The 16,374-nt window shown below is 73.3% G+C and carries 10 protein-coding genes; all 10 read left to right on the top strand.

Translation table 11 applies throughout. From position 1 onward, the window contains the following. The first annotated feature begins 16 nt into the window (after nucleotides 1-16). The 10 genes from EMA17_RS40150 (at nucleotide 17) to EMA17_RS40105 (ending at nucleotide 16,314) form a co-directional block, all read left to right on the top strand. The gene (locus EMA17_RS40150) at nucleotides 17-895 is read left to right on the top strand and encodes a tyrosine-type recombinase/integrase (RefSeq protein WP_307721589.1); all 879 of its coding nucleotides are present in this window, start codon (nucleotides 17-19) and stop codon (nucleotides 893-895) included. Nucleotides 896-1,276: 381 nt separating this feature from the next. Continuing rightward, nucleotides 1,277-2,251 carry a ParA family protein gene (locus tag EMA17_RS40145; protein ID WP_020555592.1) on the top strand — a complete coding sequence of 325 codons (975 nt, stop codon included), beginning with the start codon at nucleotides 1,277-1,279 and terminating at the stop codon, nucleotides 2,249-2,251. Next, nucleotides 2,236-2,793 carry a hypothetical protein gene (locus EMA17_RS40140; RefSeq protein ID WP_126642169.1) on the top strand — a complete coding sequence of 186 codons (558 nt, stop codon included), beginning with the start codon at nucleotides 2,236-2,238 and terminating at the stop codon, nucleotides 2,791-2,793. Before EMA17_RS40145 ends, EMA17_RS40140 begins: the two co-directional genes overlap by 16 nt. Before the next feature lie 140 nt (nucleotides 2,794-2,933). Continuing rightward, the gene (locus EMA17_RS40135) at nucleotides 2,934-3,974 is read left to right on the top strand and encodes a segregation and condensation protein A (RefSeq protein ID WP_126642168.1); all 1,041 of its coding nucleotides are present in this window, start codon (nucleotides 2,934-2,936) and stop codon (nucleotides 3,972-3,974) included. A gap of 179 nt (nucleotides 3,975-4,153) precedes the next feature. Continuing rightward, nucleotides 4,154-4,777 (top strand): SMC-Scp complex subunit ScpB, encoded by a 624-nt coding sequence (gene scpB, locus EMA17_RS40130; protein WP_246127207.1) that lies wholly within the window; start codon nucleotides 4,154-4,156, stop codon nucleotides 4,775-4,777. Continuing rightward, nucleotides 4,777-5,763 carry a pseudouridine synthase gene (locus EMA17_RS40125; RefSeq protein ID WP_126642166.1) on the top strand — a complete coding sequence of 329 codons (987 nt, stop codon included), beginning with the start codon at nucleotides 4,777-4,779 and terminating at the stop codon, nucleotides 5,761-5,763. Before scpB ends, EMA17_RS40125 begins: the two co-directional genes overlap by 1 nt. A gap of 375 nt (nucleotides 5,764-6,138) precedes the next feature. Next, complete coding sequence (locus tag EMA17_RS40120; RefSeq protein WP_160161733.1) at nucleotides 6,139-8,478, top strand: VWA domain-containing protein; 2,340 nt, start codon at nucleotides 6,139-6,141, stop codon at nucleotides 8,476-8,478. A 59-nt stretch (nucleotides 8,479-8,537) separates the two neighbouring features. After that, entirely contained in the window at nucleotides 8,538-12,662 is a 4,125-nt protein-coding gene (locus tag EMA17_RS40115) for a tubulin-like doman-containing protein (RefSeq protein WP_218043226.1), read from the top strand. Continuing rightward, a complete protein-coding gene (locus EMA17_RS40110) occupies nucleotides 12,659-15,238 on the top strand; it encodes a hypothetical protein (RefSeq protein WP_126642164.1) in 2,580 nt (859 codons plus the stop codon). Before EMA17_RS40115 ends, EMA17_RS40110 begins: the two co-directional genes overlap by 4 nt. Then, nucleotides 15,235-16,314, top strand: a complete 1,080-nt coding sequence (locus EMA17_RS40105; protein ID WP_160161732.1) for a protein kinase domain-containing protein — start codon at nucleotides 15,235-15,237, stop codon at nucleotides 16,312-16,314. The genes EMA17_RS40110 and EMA17_RS40105 overlap by 4 nt, the downstream gene beginning before the upstream one ends. The last annotated feature ends 60 nt before the right edge of the window (nucleotides 16,315-16,374 follow it).

The raw sequence follows: 16,374 nt of genomic DNA, 5'->3' as shown, positions 1-16,374 counted from the left end.
GCCCCAGAATGGAGGCGTGGAGACCGTCGTCGAGGAGTATCTAGGGTATTCGGGGCTTCGGCGCGGGTTGGCCGGGAACACGTTGGCCGCCTATCGGCGGGACCTCGGGCGATACCTCCTATATCTGCGTGGGCTCGGCGTCGAGCAGTTGGGCGGGGTTCGGTCCGCGGATGTGCGTGGGTTCGGCGAGGCGTTGCGGGCGGAGGGGTTGGCGCCGGCTTCCGTGGCCCGGGCGCTTGTGGCGGTGCGGGGGGTTCACGCGTTCGCGGTGCGTGCCGGGTGGGTTGCCGTGGATGTGGCGTGCGGGGTCGCCCCGCCCCCGGTGGCTCCGGCGCGGCGGCGTGGGGATGTGCTGTCACCGGAGTCGGTGGAGGCGTTGTTCGTCGCGGCCTCGGCCGCCGCGGAGCCGTTCGGGCTTCGGGATCGGGCGCTGCTCGAAGTGTTGTATGGGTGTGGGGCGCGGGTTTCGGAGGCGGTGGGGGCGGACCTCTCCGATGTCGACTTGGCGGCCGGCACGATCGGGCTTCGTGGTTCGGGCGGGCGACGGCGGGTCGTGCCGTTGGGGGCGAGCGCCCTGGCGGCGCTCGACGCGTATGTGATCCGGGCGCGCCCGGAACTGGCCGCCTCGGGATCCGGTGGCGCCGCCGTCTTCCTCAACGCGCGAGGCGGCCGGCTGTCACGGCAGAGCGGGTGGGCGGTGCTTGCCGACGCGGCCGGCCGCGGTGCTCCGGAGCGGGGCATCTCCCCACGTACACTTCGGAGTTCGTTCGCCACACATTTGCTCGACGGTGGGGCCGATGTCCGGGTCGTCCAAGAACTCCTGGGTCATTCCTCGGTGTCCACGACCCGAGTCTACGTGCGCGAAACCCCCGGCGAACCACATCAGATGTACTGAGGATCCCACCCTCGGGCGCTTGACTGGATCACCTCACATGTTGCATGCGTCGGGCGGTTCGCCTTGCTGCGACCGTCCGCAACGCCATAGAGTCGCGATCCGTCGGCAAGGACTCAGGCTGACGAAGCAAGAAATGACCTGGTCGGCAAGGAGGTAAGACGACTTGTGAACGAGTCGACATTTGCTCCCGGGGGTGCCCAGCCAGGGGCGGCGCCGGGCCGTGCAGCGCCGACTACCTCTTCCTACGGGCCCGCCGACGGCCCGCAGGACCAGCAGGGGACGCGCACGGACGCCGCCGTCCAGGCGGGCCACACCGGCCCGGCCGGCCAGGCCGGGCCCGACGGGCTCGACGGCCCGGACGCGCACGAGTACGCCTACGATATGTACTACTACGACGACGAGTTGCGCTACGCCGAGGAACTGCGTGGCGGACCGTTCGATCCCGACGCGGACTACGAACCGGATCCGGAATACGCCGCGACCCTCGCTCCCGACGCCGCCACGCAGCGGCGCGAGCGGGTCGGCCCGACCGGCCGCGCCCTTCCCTACTTCCCGATCCCGGCGCCGGTGAGCGAACACGGGCCGGCGAAGATCATCGCGATGTGCAACCAGAAGGGCGGCGTCGGCAAGACCACGTCGACCATCAACCTGGGTGCCGCGCTGGCCGAATACGGCCGTCGGGTCCTGCTCGTGGACTTCGACCCCCAGGGCGCGCTCTCGGTGGGCCTGGGCGTCAACCCCATGGAGCTCGAACTCACGGTCTACAACCTGCTGATGGAAAGTCATCTCAGCGCGGACGACGTGCTGCTGAAGACGATCATCCCCGGCATGGACCTGCTGCCCAGCAACATCGACTTGTCGGCCGCCGAGGTCCAGCTGGTCACCGAGGTCGCCCGGGAGACCACACTCTCGCGCGCGATCCGGCCGCTGGTCAACGACTACGACTACATCATCATCGACTGCCAGCCCTCGCTCGGTCTGCTCACGGTCAACGCGCTCACCGCGGCGAACAGCGTCATCGTGCCGTTGGAGTGCGAGTTCTTCGCGCTGCGCGGTGTGGCGCTGCTGACCGAGACGATCGAGAAGGTGCACGAGCGGCTGAACCCCGACCTCGTGCTCGACGGCATCCTGGCGACGATGTACGACGTCCGCACCGTGCACGGCCGCGAAGTGCTGGCCCGGGTCACCGAGGCGTTCGGCGACCAGGTCTTCCACACGGTGATCGGACGCACCGTCAGGTTCCCCGAGACCACCGTCGCGGGCGAACCGATCACCACCTACGCCTCCAACTCGGTGGGCGCCGCCGCCTACCGTCAGCTCGCCAGGGAGGTGCTCGCCCGGTGTCGCGCCGAGTGAGTCTTCCGGGTGCCGACGAGCTGTTCCGCACCACCGGCGGCGCGATGTTGCGACAGCAGCAGAGCGCCGGCGGCGACGCGGGAGAGCAGCGCGGCACCGTACCCGCGCAGGTTCCACCGGTCGGGGCCACCCCCGACAGCACCGAGCGACACGAGTCGTCGGGTGCGGACGGCGGATCCGGCGAGGCCGAACAGCACGCCGTACAACATCCCGTGCCCGGTCGCCGCGAGGCGCCCACGCCGTCGGGGGCGTCGTCGATGTCCGCCGCCGCGGGGGTCGACCCGAACGCGCGTCCGGCCCATCGGCGCACCCGTGCGCAGCGCCGCCCGAGCGGGCGCGAGCGCCACGACGAGAAGATCACCGTCTACGTCTCCGCCGAGGAACTGATGGACCTCGAACACGCGCGGCTGAGCCTGCGCGGCGACTACGGCCTGGCCGTGGACCGCGGGCGGATAGTGCGCGAGGCGGTCGCGGTGGTCCTGGCCGACCTGGAGGCGCGCGGCGAGGCGAGCATTCTCGTCCGCCGGCTGCGTGGCTCTTGAGCGACGAACCCGATTCGAGCGGTCGCCCGCTCGGTGAAGTCTCGACGGACCCGCCGGTCCCCTGAGTGGCCCAATTCGGACCACCGCCCGGCGGGTCCGTGCCGTTTCCCGCAGTCGCGGCCCGCACCATTGAGCGCACGATGTCCGACACCCACGGTTCCGCCCGCCCCCGACGCGCGCTCGGGCGCGGCCCGGGCCGGCCCACCGCTCCGGTCGGGCCGGACGGGTCGCCGCCGCCGACGTCCGCCGCCGGGGCCGGATCCGGGCCCGCCGATCCCGAGGCGGCGCCCGCTCCGCTCCGCGTCCCCGCGCCCGCCCCGCCCTCGCCCGCCGAGGCGCCGGCGCCGGTGTCGGCACCGGACGACGGCACCGGCTTCCGGGTCAGCCTGGACAACTTCGAGGGCCCGTTCGACCTGCTCCTCGGCCTGATCGCCAAGCACAGGCTGGATGTCACCGAGGTGGCGCTGTCCCGGGTCACCGACGAGTTCATCGCGCACATCCGGGCCCAGGGGCCGGACTGGGATCTCGGCCAGGCCACCGAGTTCCTGCTGGTCGCGGCCACCCTGCTCGACCTCAAGACGGCCCGGCTGCTGCCCGCCGCCGAGGTCGAGGACGCGGAGGACCTGGCCCTGCTCGAAGCCCGGGACATCCTGTTCGCCCGGCTGCTCCAGTACCGGGCGTACAAGCAGATCGCCGGCATCCTGGCGGATCGGTGGGCCGAGGAGTCCCGCCGGTATCCGCGCGACGTGCCGCTGGAGCCGCGCTACCAGGGGCTGCTGCCGGAGGTGGTGATCACCACCGACCTGGAGCGGTTCGCCCGGATGGCGGCCAAGGCGATGACGCCGAAGGCACCGAAGGTGGTGTCCATCGAGCACATCCACGTACAGCGGGTGAGCGTGCGCGAGCAGGCGGCGATAGTGGTCGAGCGGCTGCGCCGGATGGGCAGCGCGACCTTCGCCGAACTGGCCGCGGACGCGCCGGACACGCTGCACGTGGTGGCCCGGTTCCTGGTCCTGCTCGAACTCTTCCGCGAGTTGGCGGTGGGGTTCGACCAGGTCGAGGCACTGGGGGAGCTGACCGTGAAGTGGACCGCGGGCGCCGGCGAGGACGTGGCGGTGAGCGGGGAGTTCGACGAATTCGACACCGTGGTGCGGGACGCGGACGAGGAGGAGGGCACGTGAACGACGACGGCTACCGGCGCGAACCCGGAGCGGAACCCGAGGCCGCCCCCGGGCACGAACCGCCGCCGGCGCCCGTCGAGGCCGCGGTGCCCGCCCCCCGGGCCGCGCGTGCCAAGACCCCGCCCCCCACCCTCCCGGTGTCCGACAGTCCGCTCCCGGCGGCTCTGGAGGCCGTCCTGATGGTGGTCCAGGAGCCGGTGTCCGAACACGTGCTCGCCGAGGTGTTGGGACACCCCCTGCCCGAGGTGGTCGCCACGCTGCGCACGCTGGCCCTGGAGTACACCGCCCAGGGGCGCGGCTTCGACCTGCGCGAGGTGGCCGGCGGATGGCGCTTCTACAGCCGTCCCGAGCACGCCGCCGCGGTCGAGCGCTTCGTCCTGGACGGGCAGCAGTCCCGGCTCACCCAGGCCGCGCTGGAGACGCTGGCCGTGGTCGCCTACCGCCAGCCGGTCAGCCGCGGCCGGATCGCCGCGGTGCGCGGGGTCAACTGCGACGGGGTGATGCGCACGCTGCTGGCGCGCGGGCTGGTCGAGGAGTACGGGGTCGAGTACGAGACCCAGGCCACGCTGTACCGCACCACCGAATACTTTCTGGAGCGGATGGGCCTGCGCTCGCTGGACGAGTTGCCGGAATTGGCCCCCTTCCTGCCCGAGATCGAGGCCCTGGAGGCGGAGGGCGGGGCCAGTCCGGAGCTGTTGCCGACCCGCGCGGCGTACCCGCTTGCGCGGAGCGGGGATACTGGGAGGGATACCGGGGCGGTGCACACCGATCCCGACGACGGCGAGACGACTACGGAAGATTGATGGCACCCACCAACAGGCAAGGCTCCGGCGGCAACGACCGAGGCAAGGAACGCTCGGTGAACAAGCGCGGGGGCACCGGGCGCGGCAGCAACACTCCGCAGCCCCGGCGGGTCGCCGACGACAACCGTCGCGGCGGCGCGGGTGGGCAGCCGAAGTCGGGCGCCGCGGGCGGCAAGGACCGCCGTCCCTCGGCGGGCACCGGTCGCCCCGACCGTCGGCCCACCACGATGCGCAACACCGAGCGCAACGAGCGGGAGAAGCAGGAGGGCGTGCGGCTGCAGAAGGTGATGGCCGACGCGGGCATCGGCAGCCGCCGGCACTGCGAGAACCTGATCGACGCGGGCCGGGTCCAGGTCAACGACGAGCGGGTCACCGAGCAGGGCATGCGGGTCGACCCGGACACGGTGGAGATCAAGGTCGACGGGATGCGCATCCCGACCCGCCCGGCCGAGACCTACATCGCGTTCAACAAGCCGACCGGCGTGGTCTCCACCATGTACGACCCGGACGGCCGGTTCACCCTCGCCGACTACATCACCGAGTTCGAGCAGCGCCTGTTCCACGTCGGCCGGCTGGACACCGAGACCGAGGGCCTGATCCTGCTCACCAACCACGGCGAGCTGTCCAACCGGCTCACCCACCCCCGCTACGAGGTGCGCAAGACCTACCTCGCCTCGATCCAGGGCCCGATCCCGCGCGACCTGGGCAAGCGGCTCAAGGACGGGGTCGAACTGGAGGACGGCGTCGCGCGCGCCGACAGCTTCCGGATCGTGGACAGCGTCGGCAACAACTACCTCGTCGAGGTGGTCCTGCACGAGGGCCGCAAGCACATCGTCCGGCGCATGCTGGCCGAACTGGGCTTCCCCGTCGAGCGCCTGGTGCGCACGCAGTTCGGCCCGATCCAACTCGGCGACCAAAAGCCCGGTCGCACCCGCCGGTTGTCCAACGACGAGATCGGGCTGTTGTTCCGCCAGGTCGACCTGTAGTCACCGCCATCGGCACGGGCGGGCAACTGCCTTGACGGCCGCAGCGGTTCCACTTTCGAGTGGAACCGCTGCGGCCCTTGTTCGTATCCGGTCGATTCGGTTCCGCCGGACGGTGGGATGGTGCATCGTGGAAGCCCGCACGGGGGTGCACGGGTGGTGGCCGATAACGGTTCGGAACCGGGCGTGTTCCAGTGATCGCGAACAGTGCCCGCAACCCCCCGCGTTGCTGCTAGAACGTTGCCGAACACCCGAGGTGTGCCCCGCGCACGCGGGGCCGACAGCAGGGGGGACGCCACAGTGGTGCTGCCTGTCCGCCGGGGAGCGCCGCGGCCGGCGCCCTCCACACGGCGTTCACGACGGTCGGCCAAGGCGATCGTGCTCGGCGCGCTCGCACTCGCGCTCCTGCCCGGCGCCGCCCGCGCCGCCGATCCGCCGGGGGGAGATCCCAACCTCAAGGTCGCGCCGATCTCCTACGTGGTCCTGGTCGACGAGTCGGGCAGTCTCAAGGGCCCCGACCTGGATCGGGAGAAGGACGCCGCCGGACTCGCCGCGATCGGCGAACTCTCGCCCGACTCCCGGGTCGGCGTGGTCGGCTTCGGCAGCGGCGCCGGATCCAAGCCGGCGGTGGACGTGGTCTGTCCGATGATCCCGGTGTCCGACCCGACCGCGGCCGGGTGCGCCGGCAAGCTGCGCCCGCGCACCGACCAGGAGGGCAACAACACCGACATCCCGGCCGCGATCAAGCAGGGCGTGAGCATGCTCCGCTCCGCGCCGGCCGGGCAGCCCAGGGTCTTGTTCATCACCACCGACGGCGCGATGTCCGTGCAGCCGAACGAGGGCTACGGCGCCGACGCCGCGCGGATCCCGGGCGAGTTGGACAAGGCGTTGACCAGTGCGCTGGCCGAGGCCAAGGCGGCGGGCGTACAGATCTGGCCACTGGGTTTCGGCGCCGGGATCGACACCGCGCAGCTGAACCGGATCGCGAGCGGCGGGGCGCCGTCGTTCTGCTCGGCCCGCCCCGAGGACGCGCCGAAGGCGGCGGTCATCAAGGACTCGGGCGAGGTCGTACAGACCCTGCGCAAGGCCTTCGGCAGCGCGCGCTGCGCCGGGGTGACCCAGACCGCCTCGACCGACGTCGACGGCGAGGCCGACCTCGAGGTGACGATCCCGGCGATCGCCACCGACGTGGTCATCCAGGTGCAGAAGGCCAACCCGGACATCGACGCCACCTTCTTCGACCCGGACGGCAAGCAGGTCGACGCCGCGCCCGGCACCGAGCGGCGCGGACAGGGTTCGCGGACCGAGACGCTGCGGGTGTCCGACCCGATCGCCGGCAAGTGGCGGATCCACCTCAAGGCGCGCGCCGGCGCGTCCGGGCCGGTCAGCGCGGCGGCGTTGTGGCAGGGCGTGGTCAAGTCCTACGTGCAGCTCAACCCGCCGCAGCCGAGCGTGGGCGAGTCGGTCCGGTTCAGCGTCTTCCTCCAGACCCGGGAGAAGAACCTGACCGATCCCGCCGCGCTCAAGGGCGTCACGGTGGCCGGGCACGTCGAGGGAGCCGGTCTGAAGGCCGACATCCCGCTCAGGGCCGGGGACAAGGGCGAGTTCTACAGCGACTACCGGATCCCCGGCGGCACCACCGGCGACGTGCGCTTCACCGGCACCGTCACCGCGCCCGGCGTGGCCGGCGCCCAGGAGGTCAAGACGGTCACCCTGGGCCAGGGCCCGGCGGCCGTGGGCGTCGAACTCAAGTGGGGCGACACCACCATCGAACCCGGCGGCAGTGTCGCCGGCACCGTGCAGTGGAAGGTCACCGACGGCAAGCCGCATACCCTGCGGGTGGTCGCCGACTTCCCGCCGAACGTCGGCATGCGGATCACCGGCGGCGAGCAGCGGGTGAGCGCCGGCTCCGACTCGTTCGGCTTCAAGCTCGCCTTCGGCGACGGCATCGCCAAGGGCGACCACACCGGCCGGGTCCGGGTGCTGGATACCAGTGACGGCGACAAGGTCCTCGCCGACACCACCCGCACCATCACGGTCGAGCCGCCGCCCGGCTTCTGGGACAGGTATCTGTGGCTGGTGATCGGCGCCGTCGTGCTGATCGCGCTGCTGCTCGGTCTGCTCGCCCACCTCGCCAAGCGGCGCGGGCGGGCCCGGCGGATCGGGCCGATCGTGCTGCGCCTGTACCGCGACGGACAGCAGATCGGGGTGGAGACCCGGCCGCTGGACGAGCGCGCCGAGGCGATGTGGTTCAAGCTCGACACCACCGCCTTCCCACCGCAGTTGATCCCGCTGTACCAGCACGAACCCGGAACCGCGTGGACCGTGCGGCGGACCGCCGCGACCGGCACCCTGGACGTGGAGACCCCGCTCGGCACACGTCTGCAGTTGGACATGGGCCGCCCCACCGAGATCGAACCCGGACTGGCGCTCGGCTTCGCCGACGAGCGGGTCCAGGCCGGACCGGCCGACAGGGTGGGCGGTACCGCCGATCCGTACGGCGGCGGGGGTTCCGCCGATCCCTACGGCGGCTACGGCTCGGCCGCGCCCACGGCCGCGCCGCCGCGACCGTACGGCGGCGAGGGGACCTACGGCGCGGAACGGCCGTACAACCCCTACGGCCCGTACGGTTCGGGACCGGTCGCGGAGCCCGGCTCGGGTCCCGGGGCGAACCCCGGCCCCGACGACACCACGTTCGACTACGGACCACCGCGTTAGTCCCGGCGCGGGGCCAAGGCACCTGAACTCGCACGTCACGCACTTTTCGAGGAGGGCCCGTGGCAGCGCAAGGCCGCAGGGGCATGTCCATCCACCAGTCCATGCTGTTCGTGGGCCTGGGCGGCACCGGATGTCTGATCGGAGCCGAACTCGAGCGACGGCTGCGCGAGGAGTTGTGCGGCGCGGACGGCACGGGGCTGATGCAGCGGCTCGGAGGCCAACTCGCCCCGTACCAACTGCCCAACTGCATCCAGTTCGTCTACGCCGACCTGAACGAGAACGAGTTGCAGCGCCAGCGGCTGCGCGCCGCGCCGCCCGCGCACCGGGCCGCCGCCGACCGCAACGCGCACCTGACCACACAGCTGGTGCCGCCGCTGAACACCTATCCGGAAGTGGCCCGTTCGCTGCGGATCAACGCGTCGGAGGAGACCATCCCCTGGCTGCCCGCCCGCGAGGGCGAGCCCCGGGTGACCCCGCTGCGGCGCGGCGCCGGGCAGTTGCCCACCGTCGGGCGCGCCGCCCTCTTCGAGACCTTCCGGCACGGACTCGCGCCCGCGATGGACCCGTTGCGCCGTGCGGTCGGCCTGATCAGCAACGGCAACGACCACCTGATGGCGCTCAGCGGCAGCCAGAACAACCGCAACACCTGCGACGTGTTCGTCGCCTTCTCCATCGCCGGCGGCACCGGGTGCGGGATCTTCTACGACTACCTGCACCTGATCGGCGAGGCGTTCTCGCAGGGCTACGACGGGATCAAGATCTACCCGCTGGTGCTGATGCCGTCCGCGTTCGACGAGGAGCGCGGGGGCGGGCGGCCCGCCGTGCTCAACGCCGGACGTGCGCTGCTCGACCTGTTCCAGCTGGTCGACGACCAGAACGGGCAGTACGCGCAGGAGGAGTTGGACACCGGCCTGGGCGCGCCGGCGGGCAACCTCGCGGTGCGCTACCCCGGTCTGGAGTCGACCCGGCTCAAGGCCGGCACCGTGCAGACCGGCTTCCTGTTCAGCCGCACCAGCGGCATCGAGCGCGAGGACCTGCACCGCTCGGTGGTCTCGCTGGTGATGTCCCTGATCGGGACCGGACTCAACGCCGGCGGACCGGAGTTGGAGAACGCGGTCGTCCAGGGCGACCTGTACCAGTCGTTCGCGGACAGCTTCATCAACGAGGGTGTGCGGCGCGAGGTGCCGGCGCCCAGCGGGATCGGCGCCTGCGGGGTCTCCACCAGCCTGGTCGCGTCGATGACCGTGCCGGTGGACGAACTCGCCGACATCGTGGCCGGTCGGCTGCTCGCCCAGGCGGTGCGCGATCTGACCTCGGACGTGCGGGTGTCCGCCGAGGCCAACCTGGAGCAGATCAAGTCGTTCATGTCGGTGGCGGGACTGAGCGAACTGTGGTTGTGCGCGCCGCCGCACGTCGCCGACCCCTCGCCGGCCAAGGGCGCCGCGGGCATCATGCAGGCGCTCAACGCCCGAACCCGGGCGATGGAACAGGCGTTGCGCCAGCAGGAGGCGCAACTACGCACCCATACCGCGCAGTTGGCCGAGGAGTTCAATCACGCCCGCGGGATCCGCCAACTGCTGGCCGACGGCGACCTGTTCCGGGCCCGGCGGGTGCTCTTCGGCGATCGGCGGCTCTACCACGACGCGGATCGGCCCGGGGTCGCCGGTCTGCTCGCGCACTGCAGCACCGAACCCACCCCGCCGCCCGGGGTCAACGTCAACGCGCCGCACATACCCGCCATCAAGGACCGCGCCGGTGGGGTGGTCAAGGCCAAGTGGGGCGACCCCGAGGTGCAGCGCGCGCTCGCCGCCCAGCAGCGCTGGTTCGAGTGGCGCTCGCGGCGCAACTGGCATGGCCAGTGGGGCGGTCAGGCCGAGGTGTGGGACCGCAAGATGGTCTATCTGCGGCATGTCGTGGACGGTCTCGCCCAGGCGTTCAACGACCACCGCGACACCGAGGAGGCCAACTTCGCCCGGGCCACCCGCGAGTTGTACCGGCAGCGCTCCGGCGTGTCCTACCTGCTGCCGCCGCAGGGCAACCTCGAATCGTTCTACCGCCAGGTGTTGCGCCGCTTCGTGGACCGCGAACGGCTGCCCGAGACGGCCGGCGCCGCGCAGATCGTCGGCAAGCTGCTCGGCACGGGCATCTGGCAACGCGCCTACGAGATGGGCGAGGAGCGCGAGGGCGGCCCGGCCGCGGTCACCTACGTGCGCGACCAGATCAAGCAGCAGGTCAAGACCCTGTTCGTTCAGGCCGGCGAGCTGAACGCGCAGCCGCTGCTGCCGCCGGTGCGCGACCTGCTCACCCGCGCCGCCACCAAGCGCGGCGCCTCGGTGGGCGAGGAGGACCTGGAACAGTTCGTGCAAAAGCTCGCGGGCATGTTGCCCAACGGCTTCTCGCCCGAGGGCAGCGGCGAACTCAAGGTGCTGATCGCGCACCCGGGCACCGCGCACGACGCGGACGTGCGGCAGTACCTGGAACGGATGCTCAACATCCCCAACGAGCCGTCCCGCAAGATCGAGTTCCGCGCGGTCGAGCAGGAGTCGATCGTGGTGGTGCTCTTCCGCAGCGCGATGAGCCTGACCGAGGTGCCCGAGGTGCGCCAGGTGCTCGCGCAGTGGTCGCGCTCGCTGGACCGGCAGGACCCGGTCGACTTCCTCAAGTGGCGGCAGCGGCTCGGCTTCACCTACGACTGGCTGGCCACCACCGAGGGCCACCGGGCCTACATCCTGCACCGGCTGTTGTGCGCGATGTGGAACGGCCAGGTCGAGGTGGCGCGCGGGGACCGGTCCTCGCCCGAGGTGGTCGACATCCGGCTCCCGCACGGGTCCACCGTGATGAAGCTGCCGCTGCGCCCGTTCGATCGGGCGTCCTCGTGGGGCAGCCTGCTGCGCGCCTACGAGGAGTGGACGCTGACCGACGACGCGTCGGTGCGGCGGGAGTTCGCCAAGCAGTTGATGCTCACCTACCCCGAGGGGCTGGGCTCACGGGTGCGCGAACCGGCGCCGCTGTACCGGCACTTCGTCCACGAGGTGGCCCCGCGCCAGGTGCGCACGCTGCACGAACTGCGCGACCGGCTGCCCGAGCGCAGCCGGGGCTGGGCGGAGGAGCTGCTGCGGCTGTGGGAGATCACCCTGCCCGCCGCGCTCGACCTGTCGTTCTCGCACCAGGGCGCCAACCGGGACTCGTTGCGCGAGCTGGAGTATCGGGACGAGGAGGACGGGGGCTACCCGGGCGCGGGATACGACGACGGGCGCGGGGGCGGGTGGGATCGCGCGGTGGACGAGCGCGGCCGGGAGCGGGAGCGCCGGCGGGACGAGCGCGACGACGTGTGGGACCGGGAGGCGGACGAGCGGGCTCGGGAACGTGAGCGCGAACGGGACCGGGACCGGGACCGGGACGAGCGTGGTGCGGAGTGGGAGCGGCGCGGGCCCGAGCGGGTGCGGGACGAGCGGGATTCGTGGGACGAGCGGAACGCGCGGGATGTGCGGGAGGGGCGCGGCCTCCGGGATCGGCGGGACGGGCGGGACGCGCACGATGCGCGGGACGTGCGTGACGCGCCGGAGGCGCGGGGTCTTCGCGGCGAGCGCGATCCGCGCGAGGTGCGGGACGTACGCGAGGCGCGCGAGGTGCGGGACGAGCGGGAGCGGGTGCGCGAGGACCGGGAGCGCGAGCGGCGCGAGGCGCGTCGGCCGCGGGAGGACCGGGACCGGGAGGACCGGGAGGACCTGCGGGAGCGGGAGCGCGAGCGGCGGGCCGTTCGGGAGCCCGGTGGGCCGGTGTTCGAGAAGGAGGACCGGGAGCGGCGGGCCGTACCGGAACCGCGCGGCCGGGACGCGTGGCGTGACGCGGACCCGCCCGAGGTGACCCGACCGAGCCTGGACAAGCCGGCGCCGCGGCGGGACGACCGGGACGCCTCGGAGCGCCGCGGGCGGACCGAGCGGGACGAACCCTACGACCCGTATCCGCCGGCGCTGCCGCGCGCGGATCGGGACGCGCGTGGCGCCCGGGACGCGCACGACCCGCACGCCGCGCGTGATCCGTACGACCCGCGCGACCGGCCCGGCCCGGACGAGCCGGATCCGGACGATCGCACGATCCGCCTCGACGGCCTGGACCGCACCCGACGGCTCGACCCGCCCGAGGACCACGACGAGCGCGAACTGCCCGGGGGTGGCTGGTGACCGACACCGCCGTTCCCGGCGCGGGCATCCCGCGCCCGCTGGTGATCGTGGTCGATCTGCGCACCGAGTACGACACGGTGATGGCGGCCCGGACCTTCGCCGACGTCCAGACCGCCTACGCGCGCACCCGGGTGCCCGCGGGGACCCGCAACGTGGACGCCGACCGGGTGCTCGTGCTCGACTCCGTCGACGAGTTGGTGGCGCACCGGCACGCGTACGAGCGGATCTTCGCCGGCATGTACAGCAAGGTCGTGTGCGTCGCGGTCGGCGCGCCCGTGGACGGCTCGATCGTGTTGCGCCGGCCCGGCCAACTCGCGGGCAGCGACGCGGCCACGCTGTGGGTCGGCGACATCCGGGGCACCGAGTGGGCGCCGGGGCGGGCGCCCGGCGTGGTGCTCACGCCCGACGACGCGGACGCGCTGGCGCCGCTGGTCGACGTGTTGAGCCAGCCCGAGGTGTTCGACCAGGTGCTCGCCGGGGTGACCGAGATGCCCCGCTCGATCGCCGCCCCCGGGATGAACGTGTTCGTGCACCGGATCCGCGACGACGCGGTACAGCGGGCCCGGATCCGCGCCGTGCAGCGGCTGGCCGGCGCCGAGGGCGGGGTCGACGAACCCTGGCCGGAGCCGCTGGCGGCGCTGGCCGACGAGCAGGGCGCCGGGTTGGTCACCACCACCGGCGGGGTGCGCGAGTGTGTGCGTCCGGACGGTGCGCTCGGGGCGCGATGGGCGCATGCCGAGCAGGGGTTCAAGCGGGCCCAGCAGCGGCTGACCGTGCTGGCCGCGCCGGTCGCGCTCTACGGCTCGGCCGGGCGCGGCGGGCGCTCGATCGACGGCGAGATCGCCGACGCGGCGACCGTGCTGCGCGACTACCGGGACCTGGTCCGGCAGACCGTCGGCCGGGGCGCGGCCGGATTCGACGCGGACGGGCGGGCCTGGCTGGACCAGGTCGGCGTGGTGATCCCGGAGCCGCCCGGGCTCGGCGCGAACTCGGTGGCCGCGGCCCTGTACTCCCGTACCGCCGCCGCCTTCGACCGCCCCGAGGGGCTGCGCGGGCTGGCCGAACGACTGCGCGAACTCGCCGACCGGATCACCCCCGGGGCGGGCGCCGCCCGGGCCCACGAGGTGGACCAGAGCTGCTCGGACGGCTTCCTGACCCGCTACCTGCGCCCGGCCGCGTTCCCGCTCGGCCCGGCCCACGTCGGCGTCGTCGGCGGCCTGGTGGTCGGTGCGTTCCTCACCGCCCTGTGGCCCGCCTTCGGTGTGGTCGGCGCCGGGCTCGCGGTGCTGCTCGCGCTGTTCGGATCGATCCTGATCACCGCCCGGCGTCCGGACCGCGAGGGCCGGGCGGTGCTGCCGCCCGAGGCGTTGCCGATGATCGTGGTCACCGGCCTGGTGGCCCTGGTCGGCGCGATCTGCGGGGTGCTCGCGGGGCGGGCGTGGGATCCGCCGACCGGCGTGGGACCACTCGCCCTGGTGCTCGGCCTGGCCGTGCTGCTCGTGTTGCCCGGCCTGGACTGGCGGTTGCGGGTGCGGCACTGGGACCGCGTGCTGGGCCTGGGCGCGGCCACCCGCGCGCTGCACGGGCTGCACGCGCTGCTCGTGCGCACGGTGTGGAACGACTGGGCGCTGGCCGGTCCGCGCCGCGAGGCGGTGGACCGGGCCACCGTGCTGGCCGCGTTGCTGGAGGAGAGCGCCACGCTCCTGGCCGACGACGCGGCGGCGCTGGAGCGGCAGTTCACCGGCGAGCCGCCCGGACCGGATCCGGCCGCGGAGAACTTCGGCACCGGCGGCAACCCGATCCCGGGCTTCCCTCCCGCGCCGTCGTATCCCGGCGGGGGGAACCTCGGCACCGGCGGCTACCCGCCGCCGGGCCGTCCCGCGCCGCCGTATCCCGGCACGGAGGCGTTCGGCACCGGCGGCTACCCGGCCCCCGGCCGTCCCGCGCCGCCGTCGGGCCCGCCGCCGGGCGCGTCCGGGGCGAGCCTGTACGACACGGTGCTCGGCGACCTCGTGGACGCACTGCACGCCGCGTTCGAGCCGCTGTGGCCGCTCCTGGAGCGCGACCCGGCGGAGGCGTCCCGGCGCGGCGCGGCGCCCGAACTGCGGCCCGTGCTGCGCGCGTACGCCGACCACCTCGCGCACAACGGGGTGCAGGCCGCGCCGCCGTTCGGCCGGCAGGGCCAGGACCGCCCGCACGTCGGCGAGGCGGTCGGCGGCGACGCGGATCGCATCGCCGAACTGCTCGGACAGCCCGCGGCGCACTCGATGTTGCAACTGTGCGCGAGCGACCAGTTGATCCTGCTCGACCACGCGCCCACGCACACCGTCAGCGTGCGCTTCGCCCCGCGCGGGGTGCGCCCCGCCGTGCGCGAGGCGCTGCGCGAGCGCCGCACCGGGCACCCGATCGAGCACGAACTGGTGTGGACCGGCGGCGGACGGATGGCCGGCGTATTGCGCCTGCTGCCGCTGCTGCCCGGCTCGGTGGACGACGCGCGGATCTGGGAGGAGAGCGCCGGCGGCCCCGACCGACCCGGTGCGGGTGACGACCGGTACGACGGCGGATGGGCGCCGTGAGCGGGCGCGCGGGGCGGGCGGGCGAGTCGTCGGCCGAGGGCAAGCTCGGCTACACCGACCCCGAGGGCTACTCGGTGGAACGTCGGGTCGAGTTCGGCCCGGACCGGCCGACCCCGCCCGGGCAGCCGTTCCGGATCCGCGACGTGCGCGACGTGGAGGACGGCAGCGTCTTCGTGCAGAAGCGGCTCGGGCGGCTGGACCCGCGGCGCCGGGTGGGCGCCGAGGCGAGCCTGGAGACGGAGATCCGGGTGCTGCTGCGCCTGGTCCGCACCTTCGGCGGCGCCGGGTATCCGCGCGAGCTGGTCCGGGTGGCCGGACACGACTTCGACGGGGTCGAGCCGTTCCTGCTCCTGGAGGCGAGCCCCTGCCCGCCCGCCGAGGACGTGGTGGGCAAGCTGCTCAGCGAGGAGCAGGACGCGTTCCGCCGGGCGATCTTCCGTACCGTGCGCTACCTCGAGTCGGCCGGCGTCGTGCACGGCGACCTGACCCCGAGCAGCGTGCGCTGGCAGCGCGAGCAACGCCGGCTCCAGGTGGTCGACTTCGGGCACGCGGCGCTCGCCGGCGAACCGCGCAGCAGCCTGGGCACCGCGCAGTGGGCCGCACCGGGGCCGCTGCGCGGGCCCGGACCGGCCGATCCGCACGACGACGTCTGGTCGGCCGCGCAGGTCGCCTACCACGTCACCACCGGACGCCCGATCCGTCAGGGCCGCGTTCCGGTCGGCGTGGAGACCCAGGGCCTGCTGCTCGACCTGTTCCAGGGCGTGTTCGAGGCGGACGCGGTGCGTCGGCCGGGCGCCGGCGAACTGCTGCGCCGACTCGGCGAACCGGACCCGTACGTGGCGGGCCACGCCCAGTACGACCCGCTCGCCGAGGGGCGGCGCGGCTACGAGGCGGCGATGGAACGCAAACGGCAGCGCATGCCGCTGCCCGGTCAACCGCAGCCGGCGCACCGGGCGGGCACCGGGGACCGACCGCCGCCGGTGCTGCCGCCCAGGCCCCCGGAGCCGCCGGGCAGGCCCGGTGAGCCGCCGAGGACCGGTCGGTTCCGGCTCTTCGGGAAGGACCGGATGGGGTGAACGCGACGAGCCGGGTCGGACCGGGCGCATCGGATGAGTCGAACGTGACGGCAGGTGAGG

This window comes from Embleya hyalina, from assembly GCF_003967355.1.
In the GTDB taxonomy this organism is placed as follows: domain Bacteria; phylum Actinomycetota; class Actinomycetes; order Streptomycetales; family Streptomycetaceae; genus Embleya; species Embleya hyalina.
This window is presented reverse-complemented; position numbering and strand designations above follow the sequence as displayed.

Bases quoted from the DNA above. Each gene is read 5' to 3' on its own strand.
- scpB (WP_246127207.1), top strand. From the start codon at position 4,154: ATGGTGGTCCAGGAGCCGGTGTCCGAACACGTGCTCGCCGAGGTGTTG.
- EMA17_RS40125 (WP_126642166.1), top strand. From the start codon at position 4,777: ATGGCACCCACCAACAGGCAAGGCTCCGGCGGCAACGACCGAGGCAAG.
- EMA17_RS40145 (WP_020555592.1), top strand. From the start codon at position 1,277: ATGTACTACTACGACGACGAGTTGCGCTACGCCGAGGAACTGCGTGGC.
- EMA17_RS40135 (WP_126642168.1), top strand. From the start codon at position 2,934: ATGTCCGACACCCACGGTTCCGCCCGCCCCCGACGCGCGCTCGGGCGC.